Here is a 13,392-nt window from a genome sequence, read left to right on the forward strand (position 1 = left end):
GCGGGTGCTGGCCCGCCCTAGCCTGGCTGCTTGCGGGCGCTGCGCCAGAAGTCGCGCAGCAGGATCAGGCCGGGGCTGTCATCGGCCCGGTCCGCCTCGGCCCGCAGCCGCCACCAGTTGGCCTGGGACAAGGCCTGCATCTCGCCTCGGCTGGAATGCACAAAGTCCATGTCCCAGCCCTCGAAGCTACGCGCCGCAATCGGCTCCAGCAGCAGCTCGGTGAGGCCACGATGGGCCGGGTTGGCCTTGATGCGACCATAGGTCTCCAGCACGGCGCTGCGCGGGCCTTCCAGACACTGCATGAAATTGCCCTCGTCGTAGAGCAGCACGCCGGTCAAGCCATTGATGTGATTGCGGGCCATGGCTTTCTTGAGCATGGCTTGCAGCTGCTCATCGCTCATCAGCTGGGACGCGGTACTGACGTACACCAGGGTGCAAAGATCGGACATGGGCGGCACTCGACAGCAGAAAAAGTGCGGGAGGACGGGTTGAGCCATGCTACTTGCCGTCAAGGTTAGCGGCAAGCGCAGGCCAGGTCTGGGGCCTGCCTACAGTTTCAAGCCCGGCGTCCGATAGATCAGGCGCAGGGCCTGGGTCTCGCCAGGCCTGCGACCGGCATGGACGATAGCCCCCCACTCTTCACCCCGCTCTTTCTGGAGACGCCCAGGCACGGCTTGCTGGCCTGGGTGGAGTTTTTCCGCCGGGTCGAGATTCCGGTGCAAGCGCACACGGCCCTGCGCCTGGACGAGCTGGCGCAGGACGAAGACGGCGTGGACATGAATGAGTTGGCCGCCCTGATCAACGCCGACCCGCTGATGGTGCTGCGCCTGTTGCGCCATGCCGGCAGCTTGGGGCACAAAGGCCGCAACACCGCCGACCCCAAGACCGTGGACTCGCTGGAGACCCTGATCCTGCTGGGCACCGGCCCCTTCTTCCGCGCTTCGGTCGGCCTGCCGCAGGCGCAAGACTGGCTGGCCAGCCGGCCCGAGGCCCTGGCCGGCCTGCAGCGGGTGCTGGAGCTGGGCCAGCGCGCCGCCAGCTTTGCCCATGGCTTTGCCGCCCAGCTGGACGACCCCAAGGCCCCGCTGATCCACGAGGCCACCTTGCTGCACCATTTTGTCGAGATGCTGATGTGGTTGCATGCGCCGGCCCTGGCCGGGCGCATCGACGCGCTGCAGGCCGCCACGCCGGGCCTGCGCACCCGCCAGGCCTGCCACTCGGTGCTGGGCATCGATGTGTTGGAGCTGCGCCTGGCCCTGATCAAGGCCTGGCGCCTGCCTGATGTGTTAGCCCAGCTGACCGATGACGACCACGCCCACCGCCCCCAGGTGCGCTGCGTGATGCTGGGCCTGCGCCTGGCCCGCCACACCCGCGAGGGCTGGAACCACCCCGGCCTGACGCAGGACGTGCAGGACATCGCCACACTGCTGAACCTGGGCCTGGAGCCCACGCTGCGCCTGCTGCCCAAGCTGGAGCTGGGCGCAGCAGATGCACCGGCCTTCGCCTCAGAGGGCGAGTAGCAAGTCCCCCGACGCCACCCCCTGCACCACCTCCCGCTGCGGCGCGGGCTGCGGCTGCGCCAGGACGAAATCCCACGCCGCCATCGGCCGGCCGTAATACCAGCCCTGGGCCCAGTCGCAACCCTCGCGGCGCAGCCAGGCGGCTTGCTCGGCCGTCTCCACGCCCTCGGCCAGCACATCCAGATTGAGGCTGCGCGCCAGCACGATGACGGTGCGGGCGATGGCGGCCACGCTGGCGTCGCTGCCCAGCTCGCTGACGAAGCTGCGGTCGATCTTGAGCGTCTGCACCGGCATGCGGCGCAGATAGGACAGCGAGGAGTAGCCGGTGCCGAAGTCGTCGATGGCCACCCGCACGCCGCGCTGGTTGAGCGCACCCAGCAGTTGGATGGCGGCCTCGGCATCCTCCAGCAGCAGGCTCTCGGTCACCTCCAGCTCCAGCGCCTGGGCCGGGCAGCCGGTGGCGGCGAGTATGGCTTCCACCATCTCGACAAAGTCCGGCTGGCGCAGCTGGCGGGCCGAGACGTTGACGGCCACCTGCTGCGGCTTGCCGGCCACGCCCTGCCAGCGCGCGGCTTGAGCGCAGGCCGTCTCCAGCACCCAGCGGCCTATGGGCACGATCAGGCCGGTCTCCTCGGCCAGCGGGATGAATTCCATCGGCGAGACCGGGCCGCGCGTCGGGTGGTTCCAGCGCAGCAAGGCCTCGGCGCCGATCAGCGCACCGTCCGACAAGCGCAGCTGCGGCTGATACTCCAGGCGGAACTGCGCCACCTCGCAAGCATGGCGCAAGGCATGGGTCAGCTCGAAGCGCTGCTGCACGGCCAGGGTCAGCTCGGGCCGGTAGGCCTGCACCGTGTTGCGGGCCTGGGCCTTGGCCCTGCACATGGCCGCCTCGGCATTGCGCAGCAACTCGTCCACCGTCCGGCCATCGGCCGGGAACAGGGCCAGGCCTATGCTGGCGCCCAGATTGAAGCGGCGCTGAGGCTCGCTGTCGCCGACGGCGATGGGCTCGCGCATGGCCTCGATCAGGCGCTCGCCCAGGCGCATGGCGCTTTCCTCGTCCACCTGGCCGGACAGCACGATGACGAACTCGTCCGCCCCCACCCGCGCCACCGAATCGCTCAGGCGCAGCACATTCAAGAAGCGGGCCGCGGCCTCCTTGAGCACCGCATCGCCCGCCGCATGGCCGGCCACATCGTTGACCTCGCGGAAGCCGTCCAGATCGATATAGAGCACGGCCACGCCGCTGCGCTCGCGCTCGGCAATGCCGATCTGGCGCTCGATGCGGTCCCGCAGCAGGGCCAGATTGGGCAGGCCGGTCAGGCGGTCGTGCAGCTCCTGGTGCAGCAGCTCGGCCTCGGTGGCCTTGATGCGCGAGATATCGGTCAGCACCGAGAGGTAATGCGCCTCGCCGCCCGCCTCGGCCGGCGGCACGCTGACGATGGTGGCCCACAAGGGCACGGCCACGCCGACCTTGTTGCGCTCCAGCAGCTCGCCGCTCCACTTGCCCTTGGCACCCACCTCGGCCCACAGCTCTTTGAGGATCTCGGGGTTTTGCTCGCCGATCTGCAGATAGTGGGGCATGGTGCCCAGCAGCTCCTCGCAGCTATAGCCGGTGATGGCACACAGGGCCGGGTTGACATCGCGGATCAGCAGATCGGCATCCAGCACCATGATGCCCTCGCCGCAATGCTCGAACACGGTGACGGCCCGGTGCAGCTGGCTCATGGCCTCGCGCAGCGCCGTCACATCGCGGGCCACGCCCACCGAGCCCATATTCTGGCCATCGGCAAACACCGCGGCCTGCACCACGTCCAGGCAGATGCGCTGGCCGTCCGGCCGGGTCGACCAGGCCAGGGTGCGCTGCATGCCGCCGACGGCCGAGCTGCTGTGATTGAGGGCCAGGCTCCAGTCCGGGCTCTGGCTCAGCTGCTGATCGCTGAGACCCAGCAGCTGCGACTCGGGCAGGCCGGTGCAATGGACGAAGGCCGGGTTACAGCCCTCGTAAGCGCCGCGCTGATCCTTGAAGTAGACGGGGTCGGGGATCGCATTGAGCAAGGCGCTGAGCTTGCTGCGCTCGCGCTTGACGGCCAGCAACTCCTGGCGGCGCAGGCGCAAACGCAGGCGCAGCATATAAAGCAAGCCCAGGGCCAGACCCATGGCCACCACGCCCAGCAGGCTGAAGGCCAGCCACCAGAAGCTGGGCTCGTGCAGAAAGGACAGATCCACGCCGAGCAGCAGCGGCGCGGCCGCCCCGGCCGGCGGCGCCACAGCCAGCACCGCGCCGCCCAGCGCGACGGCCCTGAGCCCCGTGCCGGGCGCGCGGCTTGCGCCCCTTCCTGTCGACCTGGCAGGCGACCGGCGGAAGAAATTTGCTTTCATGCCCCACCCAAACTATGAGGTCAGCGTCTGCCGGCTTGAGCTGTTAGATCGGCATGGCTAGCGCTGCTGCTTTTTTGAATCTTGACCGCCGGGACAACAGGCGACCCCTCGTCTCATCGTTTCGGTAGTGTCAGCGCCAGACTTGAGTTAGAGCAGGGTTTACAAGGTGTAAGCGAGTCGCGTTCCCTGCAAAATTGCACGCTTTGCATCCAGTTCACCCGCCTCCAGGGCGCCACCGATCAAATGCACGCGGGCGCCCGCCGCCAGCAGCGGGGCTTGCAGTTCGCGCAAGGGCTCCTGGCCGGCGCACAGCACAATCGTGTCGACGGCGATCAGCTGGCTGTCGGCGCGCTTTTCGCCGTAGCTGACCCACAGGCCCTCGGCCGTGATGGCCTCGTAATTGACGCCGGACTGCATCTCCACCTGCTTCATCTTCAGCGCCGCGCGGTGGATCCAGCCGGTGGTCTTGCCCAGGCCGCCGCCCAGCTTGCCGGGCTTGCGCTGCAATAGCGTGATCTGGCGCGCCGCCGCGGCCGGCTGCGGCCGGGCCAGGCCGGCGCGCAGCTGCTGCGGGTCGGCCACGCCCCACTCGCGCCGCCAGGCCGCTGCGTCCAGGGCCAGGGACTGACCCGGATGCTCGGCCAGGAACTCGGCCACATCGAAGCCGATGCCGCCGGCGCCGACGATGGCCACCCGCTGGCCCACCTGGGCCCTGCCCGTCAGCACATCGATATAACTGAGCACCTTGCCGGCCAGGGCGGGGTCGTCCTGGCCCTTGATGCGCGGGTTGCGCGGCGTCACGCCGGTGGCCAGGATGATGTCGTCAAAACCCTGCAGATCAGCGGCCGTGACGCGGCGGCGCAGCTGCAGCCGCACGCCGGTGGTCTCGATGCGGCGGGCGAAGTAGCGCAGGGTCTCGCTGAACTCCTCCTTGCCGGGGATGCGGCGGGCCAGATTGAACTGGCCGCCTATGGCCTCGGCGGCGTCGAAGAGATGCACCTCGTGGCCGCGCTCGGCCAAGTGGGTGGCCGCCGCCAGGCCGGCCGGGCCGGCGCCCACCACGGCCACCGTCTTGCGTTTGGGCTGGCCGGCGGAGGGCGCGGCCGAGACGGGGACAAACTTGAACTCCTGCTCGTAGGCGGCCCGCGGGTTGACCAGGCAGGTGGAGATCTTCTGCGCAAAAGTGTGGTCCAGGCAGGCCTGGTTGCAGGCGATGCAGGTGTTGATCTCGTCGGCCCGGTTCTGGCGTGCCTTCTTGACGAACTCGGGGTCGGCCAGAAAGGGCCGGGCCATGCTGACCATATCGGCGCAGCCTTCGGCCAGCACCTGCTCGGCCACCTCGGGGCTGTTGATGCGGTTGCTGGTGATCAGCGGGGTCTTGATGCCTTCCAGCAGAAATTGCTCGCGCAGCTTCTTGGTCACCCAGGCGAAACCGGCACGCGGCACCGAGGTGGCGATGGTGGGAATGCGCGCCTCATGCCAGCCGATGCCGGTATTGATCAGGGTGGCGCCGGACCTGGCCACGGCCCGGCCCAGCTCCAGCACCTCCTCCCAGCTGCTGCCATTGGGAATCAGGTCCAGCATGGAGAGGCGGTAGATGATGATGAAGTCCGGGCCCACCGCCTCGCGCATGCGAGTCAGGATCTCGATGACGATGCGCATGCGATTGGCATAGCTGCCGCCCCACTCGTCACTGCGCTGATTGGTATGGGTCACCAGGAACTGGTTCAGGAAATAGCCTTCCGAGCCCATCAGCTCGACGCCGTCGTAACCGGCCTCGCGCGCCAGCTTGGCGCAACGGACAAAGGCCCGAATCTGGCGTTCGATGCCGCGCGCCGACAGCTCGCGCGGCGTGAAAGGCGAGATGGGCGACTGGATGCGTGAGGGCGCCACGCAAAATGGCTGGTAGCCGTAACGACCGGTGTGCAGGATCTGCAGGGCGATCTTGCCGCCCTCGGCATGCACGGCCCGGGTGATCTCTTGATGCCTGCGCGCCGCGCCCGAGGTGGCCAGGGTGCCGGCGAAAGGCTTGGCCCAGCCCTCGATATTGGGCGCGAAACCGCCGGTCACGATCAAGCCCACCTCGCCCCGCGCCCGCTCGGCAAAATAGACCGCCATGCGCTCAAAGTGCTTGCGCCCGTCCTCCAGGCCGGTGTGCATGCTGCCCATCAGCACGCGGTTCTTCAGGGTGGTGAAACCGAGATCCAGGGGGCTGAGCAGTTGCGGGTAGGCCATGGCGATAAGCGGTGAGACGGAAGCCGGGCATGCTAGCAGCGGGGCCCGGCCAGGAATTAGAGCGGGCTCCTGTAATATCAAGCCTTGTGCGAGTCTGACTTCACAATTGCGAAACTCAAGCCACATGCCCCAGCAATAAGGGCTTGGCCCAATCGCGCAACACCATTCAACGGAGCTTTTCAATGCGATTCAATTCCTTGGCGCTCGGCCTGACTCTGGCCAGCGCCGCCCTGCTTTCCGCTTGCGGTGGTGGCGGTGGCAGCAGCAAAACCAATGTTCGTCTGCTGAATGCCAGCGTCGGCTTCTCCTCCCTGGATCTGGCCCATAACGCCTCCGGTGACTCCTCCAATATCAATGCCAAGATCGCCTACGGCGCCGTTGGCAGCTATGGCAGCGTCGACACCGGCTCGACCGCCATGCAGGTGCAGAACAGCGTCAACGGCAGCGCCGTGACCAATCTGACCCCCACCCTGGCCGGCGACAGCAACTACACCGTCATTGCCTACGGCTGGAGCGGTGCGGTCAAGACCACCTTGCTGCAAGAAGCTGAGACGGCCCCCGATGCCAACAAGGCCAAGCTGCTGCTGCTGAACCTGGCCGCCGACGCCGGCGCCCTGGATCTGTACGTCAACCCCGCCAATAGCAAAGACTCGCTGAGCGGCCAAACCCCTGTTGCCACCAATATCGTCGGCAGCAGCGGCTACACCCTGCTGAACAGCGGCGCTTTCCGCCTGACCCTGACCGGCACCGGCAAGCCCACCGACATCCGCATGGACCTGCCCAGCGTGACGCTGGACTCGGCCACCGTGTCGACCCTGGTCGCCACCTCCACCTCGGGCGGCAAACTGGTCAACGGCATTGTGCTGAAGCAGCAAGGCGCCGCCACCAACTACCCCACGACCGCGGCACGCGCCCGTGTGGTGAACGGCGTGGCCGGTACCTCGACCTCGGTCAGCGCGACCCTGAACGGCACTGTGTTGTTCCCCTCCGCACAAGCACCGGCCGTGGGTCAGTACTTCACGACCAGCGCTGGCGCTTCGACCCTGAGCGTCAACGTCAACGGCTCGCCGGTGACCTTTGCCGCACCGACCTTGACGGCCGGTGGCGACTACAGCTTGCTGGTTTCGGGCACGGCGGCGGCGCCGGTGCTGTCGGTGGTGGCCGATGACAATCGCCTGCCTACCGCCTCGGGCATGACCAAGATTCGTCTGTTCAACGGCCTGGCCAGCAGCACAGCTGGCGCCGGCATGACCGTCGACTACGCACCTGCTGCCAGCAATGTGCTGCCGGGTAGCGCCTCCACCCCCTCGTCCATCCTGGGCAACTCCAATGTGGGTTCGCTGGTGACGGTCACCTTGCCCAATGTTGACTCGAGCTGGGTCAACTCCAAGTCGAACGTGCTGCTGTCGGCCAATGCCGTCTACACCGTGTTCGTGCTGGGTGACCCGGTCAAGCCCTACAACATCCTGATCAACCGCGAAGACCTGGCTCCCCTGCAGTAATGGCAGACGCCAGCGGCCCGCCAGGGCCCGCTGTTGGGACCCCGCAAAGGCCATCCTCGGATGGCCTTTTTTCATGCCCGCAAAGGCCAAACCCTCGGCCTATACTGCCTCGAAATCAGCGGGGCGCATGAGCGCTCCTAACAAGGCGCTGAGATGGCATCACCCTGCTCTGAACGCGAGATTGCCTACTACCGCGACGCCCATCGCCTGATGCTGGGCCTGGGCGGCCTGCATCTGCTGTGGTCCCTGAGCCTGGCTTCCAGCACCCAGACCTGGGGCCTGGCCCTGGGGGTGGGCCTGCCGGCCCTGGCCATTCCGGCCTGGTGCGCCTGGCGCTTCCCGGGTCGGCTGGTCTCCCGCCTGCTGATGGCCCTGGCCTTCATCGTGCTGACCGCCCTGGTGATCCAGCAGACCGGCGGCGACCCGGAGGCGCATTTCAGCTTCTTCGTGCTGCTGGCGGCCCTAGTCGTCTACTGCGACTGGCGACCCATCGCCCTGGCCAGTCTGGCGCTGGCCCTGCATCACATCGTGTTTTTGCTGCTGCAACCCCTGGGTCTGGGCATCACCGTCTTCAACGACGAGCGCACCCTGCTGGACAGCCAGTCCCTGTGGCAGCACCTGCTCTACGTCGGGGTGCAGGCCGTCGTCGTGTCCTTCATCGCCATCCGCATGCGGCGCCTGGTGCTGGAGTCCCATGCCGTCAGCGACGCGGTCCTGCGCATGGCCGCCGGCGAATGGGAGACGCCGCTGCCCGCGGCCGAGCTGAAGCGCTCCGCCCCGCTGAGCGCGCTCAACATCATGCAGCAGCGCCTCACCCACACCCTGGCCGATCTGCAGGCCGCACGCCTGCATGCCGAGGAGGCGACCGAGGCCAAGAGCCTGTTCCTGGCGAATATGAGCCATGAGATCCGCACCCCGCTGAATGCCATCATCGGCCTGTCCCATCTGGCCAGCCGCACCGAGCTGACGGTGCGCCAGCGCGACTACATCAGCAAGATCCGCCTCTCCGGCGAGCAGCTGCTGGGCCAGATCAACGACATCCTGGACTTCTCCAAGGTGGAGTCCGGCATGCTGACGATCGAGCACATCGCTTTCGAGCTGGACGCCATGCTGCAGAACGTGGCCAATGTGATCGCCGAGAAGGCCAATGACAAGGGCCTGGAGCTGGTGTTCGAGGTCGCGCCCGAGGTGCCGCCCTATCTGCTGGGCGACCCCCTGCGCCTGGGCCAGGTGCTGGTCAATTACGCCAATAACGCGGTCAAGTTCACCGAGCAGGGCGAGATCATCGTGCGGGTCCGCCTGGCCCAGGCCCTGGAGCCCGCCAGCAGGCCCAGCCATGTGCTGCTGCGCTTCGAGGTCAAGGACACCGGCCCGGGCCTGGGCCCGGCCCAGATGGGGCGGCTGTTCCAGAAATTCTCCCAGGCCGATAGCGGCGGCGGCCGCAAACACGGCGGCACCGGCCTGGGCCTGGCCATCAGCAAGGGCCTGGCCGAGTTGATGGGCGGCACGGTGGGCGTGGAAAGCGTGTCCGGCCGAGGCGCCACCTTCTGGTTCACGGCCAAGCTGGAGGTGGGCGAATTCAAGGCCAGGCCCTTGCTGCCCAGCGTCGACCTGCGCGGCCGCCGAGTGCTGGTGGTGGACGATAACGAACATGCGGCCATGGTGCTGAGCGATATGCTGGCCGCGCTCGGCTTCAAGGTGGAGACGGCCAGCTCCGGCGCCTCTGCCATCTACGCCGTGCGCGATGCCGAGGCGGCCGAGCGCCATTTCGACATCGTCATGATGGACTGGCAGATGCCGGGCATGGACGGCCTGGAGGCGGCCCGCCGCATCCGCGAGCTGGGTCTCAAGCACATGCCGCAGCAGGTGATGGTGACGGCCTACGGCCGCGAAGAATCCATACGCGGCGCCCATTCCTCGGGCATGGTGGAGGTGATGCTCAAGCCCGTCAACGCCTCCCTGCTGTTCGACACCATGGTCAAGCTGGTCAGCGAGCAAGACGCCGCCCAGGCCAGCCAGGCGCCGGAGGCCGAGGAAGCCCTGAGCCCCAAGGAGACGCTGAACACCCCGCCCAAGCTGCAGAACCTGATTGGCGCGCGCATCCTGCTGGTGGAAGATAACGAGCTGAATCAGCAGATCGCGAAGGAGCTGCTGGAAGAAGCCGGCTTTGTGGTCGACCTGGCCGAGCACGGCCTGGCGGCCCTGGCCCGGGTCGACAAGCAGCGCTACGACCTGGTGCTGATGGATATGCAGATGCCGCAGATGGACGGCCTGGTGGCCACCCGCCAGATCCGCGCGATGCGGCGGCACAGCGGGCTGCCCATCGTGGCCATGACGGCCAATGCCCTGCCCGGCGACCGCGAGCGCTGCCTGGCGGCCGGCATGAACGACTATCTGGCCAAGCCCATCGAACCCGAGGCCATGTGGAGCGCCCTGGCCCGCTGGATCAAGCCCCACGCCGGCCTGGGCAACCCACACCCGGCGCGTCCGGTGTTCGAAAAACCCATCACCCTGGTCAGCCGGCCCGAGCAGGCCGTGCGCCTGCCCAGCCACATCCTCGGCCTGGACATGGCCCTGGGTCTGCGCCGGGTGGCGGGCCGGCCGGCCGTCTACCTGGATCTGCTGCACAAATTCATGGGCACACGCCGCCTGGCCCTGCTGGAGATCCGCGACGCCGTGCTGGCCGAGGACTGGCCGCTGGCCGAACGCCACACCCGCACGCTCAAAGGCCTGGCCGCCAATATCGGCGCCACCAGCCTGCAGGACGCCCTGGAACCGCTGGAAACCGCCCTGCGCGAGCCGCCTGCCCCGGCCCGCCTGCACGCCTTGATGAGCGTGGCCGAGAAGCAGCTGGACGATTTGATCCTCGCCCTGACCCTGCAGCTGCCCGACCGCCGCAGCCCGGATGCCGAGCCCGAAGCCGGCGGCGAGGCCGCGGGCATGGATGCGGTGCAGCTGCAGTCCCTGCTGGAGCAGTTGGACACGGCCCTCAGCCGCGACGCCGCCCAGGCCCAGGCGCTGCTGAACCGCCACAGCGCCCTGCTGCGCGCCGCCGGCGGGGTCGAATTCGAGGCCTTGCAAAGAGCGATTCAGGCGGCCGCCAGCGGCCCCGCCCAGCGCGGCGCCCTGGATGCCGCCCGCCAGATCCTGGCGCGCTTTCTGAAGCTGCACGAGCCGCTATGAATCGGCGTCCTTGCCGCGCAGCTCGCGCAGCGCGTCGGCGGCGATCCAGCGCGCGCTGCGCGAAGCCTGGGCCTGGATGCGCAAGGCCGCGGCCAGCGCCTCGGCCCGCAGCGCCGGCTTGCGCTTGCCGATCTGGCGCAGCGCCCAGTTGACCGCCTTTTTGACGAAGTTGCGCTCGTCCCCCGCCGCCGCCTCGATCAGGGCCAGGCGGGCGATGAAGTCGGCATCGGCACGGCGCTTGTCATGCACCGCCAGCACGGCCAGCAGGGAGAAGGCGCTGCGCCGCACATATTCCGCCTCGGCCGCCGCCCAGCGCGGGATGCAGGCCCAGGCCAGGGGCGAGCGGCGAAAGGCGTTGAGGCAGGCCTGATCGCAGACATCCCAGGCCTGCATGCCCTGCGTCCAGTGGTCCATCTGGGCCTGGCTCAGCTGCCGGGGCTCGGCCAGCAGGGAGGCCAGGATTTGCGCGTCCGGGATACCGCTGTCCCACAGCCGCAAGGCCAGTTCGTGGTCGGGGCCCATGGCCTTGCCCAGGGCACGCAGCTGCGGCACGGCCACGCCCAGGCGCGCCTCGCCATGCATGGCAAAACGCTGCATGCCAGCCAGTTGCTCGGGCCTGGCCAGCGCGCGCAAACGGGCCATGGCATCAGCCAGACGGGACGCCAGATCGGCGCCGTCCTGAGGGCGAGGAGAGGAAGCGGCTGGCATGGTGCAGGCAAAGCGAAGGCCGTGGACTGGCGGCCATTGTGCCGCCGCCGCGAGCCCGACGGGCCGGCCTCGACTCCCGTTTCATCCGCCCGACAACCCCCGTATTTGAGGGGCCGGACAAGCCCGAACAAGAGCGGGCTGACACACAGCTGCCACGGCTCGCTGGCTATTCTTCGCCTCGGTGAAGTGCTGAGGTCTTGTCGGCCCTTGGGCTAGCTGCCCGGCAAAGACGCGTCGTCGGAATTTCTCCGCCTCTTGAGCACAGGGTGCGGGAGGCCTGCGGATTCATGCCTGAAATTGCGCCAGTCAAACAAAATGGCAAACGTTTGCGAATGCGGACGAGCAGGGCTGTTTGAGGCGCCGGACACAGCAGGGCGGCTGGTCGGAGGACGAGTCGGCCCGGCGGCGTCATCTCCAGGCACCGCGAGCCCTGGCCTCTGTCGAATCTTGTCCAAGCAATCAACACAGAGAGATCCTTACCGTGATGAAAAAGCAAACCCTCTTGCTGGCCGCCGCCCTGAGCGCCCTGGCCCTCGCAGCGCCCGCCCATGCCGCCGTGTCGGTGAACAGCAGCAGCTTTGTCTACAGCCAGTCCTTCGACAGCCTGGCCAAGACCACCTCGACCAGCAGCGTCGCCTGGGCCAATGACAGCACCCTCGCCGGCTGGAGCCTGTTCAACAAGGACAAGGCCGCCATCACCAGCTATCTGGCCGATGCCGGCGGCTCCAACACCGGCGGCTTCCGCAGCTTCGGCGTCGGCGGCAATAGCGACCGTGCCCTGGGCGGCGTCGGCTCCGGCGGCAGCTATTTCGGCTCGCCCGCCAACGGCGCCGTGGCCGGCTGGATCGCCCTGTCCCTGAGCAATACCAGCGGCAGCGCGCTGGCCGGCTTCAAGCTGGGCTTCGACGGCGAGCAGTGGCGCAACGGCGGCAACACGCCCGGCGTGGCCCAATCCATGGTGCTGGAATACGGCTTCGGCGCCACTTTTGCCGGCGTCACGAGCTGGACCGCCCCGGGCGCCAACTTCGACTGGAGCTCGCCGGTATTTGCCTCCACCACGGCCGCGGCCGTGAACGGCAACACCACGGGCCTGGTCGCCAACCGCGGCGCTCAGATCAACACCAGCTGGGCCGCCGGCGACACCTTGTGGATTCGCTGGACCGAGAGGAACGACCTCGGCAACGACCACGGCCTGGCCATCGACAATGTGAACTTCAGCGCTGTCGCCGCCGTGCCGGAACCCCAGACCTATGCCCTGTTGCTGGCCGGCCTGGGCGCCATCGGCTTCGTCGCCCGCCGCCGCAAGGCCTGAGAACCGTCTCGGCTGCTCCCTGGCATCGGGCCGGCGCGGCGTCCATAACGGCCCGCCTGACGTGGCCGTGGCGCCGCCATCCGCGGCATGGCCAGGGAGCTGCTGGCGGCAAACGGCGAAACGCCTTCAAAACTGCTCTAATGCGGCCCGTTTCCCAACGCGCTTGAAAGGCCGCCACCGCCATGTACGCCTCCACCTTCATCTTCGCCAAGAAGCAGTACGACGAGGAGTTCCATCGCCTGGACCAGATCATTGCCGAGGCGGCCAAGTCCATGCCCGGCTATCTGGGCGAGGAGGCCTGGGAGAACCAGGCAACGGGGGTCTATTCCAACGTCTATTACTGGGACTCGCTGGAGGCCTTGCAGCAGCTGATGCAGCACCCGGCCCATCTGCAGGCCAAGGCAGCCCAGGCGAATTGGCTGGACGGCTACAAGGTGGTGATTGCCGAGGTCTTGCGCAGTTATGGCGAGCCCGGGCTGGGGCTGACGAAGCCGACGCCCACACCGGCCTAACGCCGGGCGCATTTGCTTGCGCGGTTTTCGCGCGCAAAGCC

The 13,392-nt window shown here is 67.8% G+C and carries 8 protein-coding genes and 1 pseudogene; 5 read left to right on the forward strand and 4 right to left on the reverse strand.

What is annotated here, in order from left to right; all coding sequences use genetic code 11:
• Nucleotides 1–17: 17 nt before the first annotated feature.
• Nucleotides 18–449, reverse strand: coding sequence for a BLUF domain-containing protein (locus HNP55_RS22695; RefSeq protein ID WP_184304499.1), 432 nt, complete (start codon nt 447–449; stop codon nt 18–20).
• Nucleotides 450–617: 168 nt separating this feature from the next.
• On the opposite strand from HNP55_RS22695, the gene HNP55_RS22700 reads away from it, so the two are divergent.
• Nucleotides 618–1,520, forward strand: a complete 903-nt coding sequence (locus HNP55_RS22700; protein WP_184304500.1) for an HDOD domain-containing protein — start codon at nt 618–620, stop codon at nt 1,518–1,520.
• Here HNP55_RS22700 and HNP55_RS22705 read toward each other — a convergent pair.
• Both HNP55_RS22705 and HNP55_RS22710 read right to left on the reverse strand, forming a co-directional pair.
• Complete coding sequence (locus tag HNP55_RS22705; protein ID WP_184304502.1) at nt 1,506–3,899, reverse strand: putative bifunctional diguanylate cyclase/phosphodiesterase; 2,394 nt, start codon at nt 3,897–3,899, stop codon at nt 1,506–1,508. The genes HNP55_RS22700 and HNP55_RS22705 overlap by 15 nt on opposite strands.
• A 159-nt stretch (nt 3,900–4,058) precedes the next feature.
• Nucleotides 4,059–6,140 carry an FAD-dependent oxidoreductase gene (locus tag HNP55_RS22710; RefSeq protein ID WP_348648749.1) on the reverse strand — a complete coding sequence of 694 codons (2,082 nt, stop codon included), beginning with the start codon at nt 6,138–6,140 and terminating at the stop codon, nt 4,059–4,061.
• Nucleotides 6,141–6,316: 176 nt separating this feature from the next.
• Between HNP55_RS22710 and HNP55_RS22715 the strand changes: the two genes are divergently transcribed.
• Entirely contained in the window at nt 6,317–7,636 is a 1,320-nt protein-coding gene (locus HNP55_RS22715; protein ID WP_184304506.1) for a DUF4397 domain-containing protein, read from the forward strand.
• Nucleotides 7,637–7,789: 153 nt separating this feature from the next.
• Nucleotides 7,790–10,819: a hybrid sensor histidine kinase/response regulator gene (locus HNP55_RS22720; RefSeq protein ID WP_184304508.1), complete on the forward strand. Its 3,030-nt coding sequence runs from the start codon at nt 7,790–7,792 to the stop codon at nt 10,817–10,819.
• Here HNP55_RS22720 and HNP55_RS22725 read toward each other — a convergent pair.
• Complete coding sequence (locus tag HNP55_RS22725; protein ID WP_184304510.1) at nt 10,814–11,461, reverse strand: DNA alkylation repair protein; 648 nt, start codon at nt 11,459–11,461, stop codon at nt 10,814–10,816. The genes HNP55_RS22720 and HNP55_RS22725 overlap by 6 nt on opposite strands.
• A gap of 1,255 nt (nt 11,462–12,716) precedes the next feature.
• Between HNP55_RS22725 and HNP55_RS24915 the strand changes: the two are divergent.
• Nucleotides 12,717–12,839 (forward strand): annotated as a pseudogene (locus HNP55_RS24915) (FxDxF family PEP-CTERM protein); the annotation flags it as partial.
• Nucleotides 12,840–13,021: 182 nt separating this feature from the next.
• Nucleotides 13,022–13,351, forward strand: a complete 330-nt coding sequence (locus HNP55_RS22735) for an antibiotic biosynthesis monooxygenase family protein (protein WP_184304514.1) — start codon at nt 13,022–13,024, stop codon at nt 13,349–13,351.
• Nucleotides 13,352–13,392: the final 41 nt, after the last annotated feature.

It is taken from the genome of Roseateles oligotrophus, from assembly GCF_014204525.1.
In the GTDB taxonomy this organism is placed as follows: domain Bacteria; phylum Pseudomonadota; class Gammaproteobacteria; order Burkholderiales; family Burkholderiaceae_C; genus Paucibacter_A; species Paucibacter_A oligotrophus_A.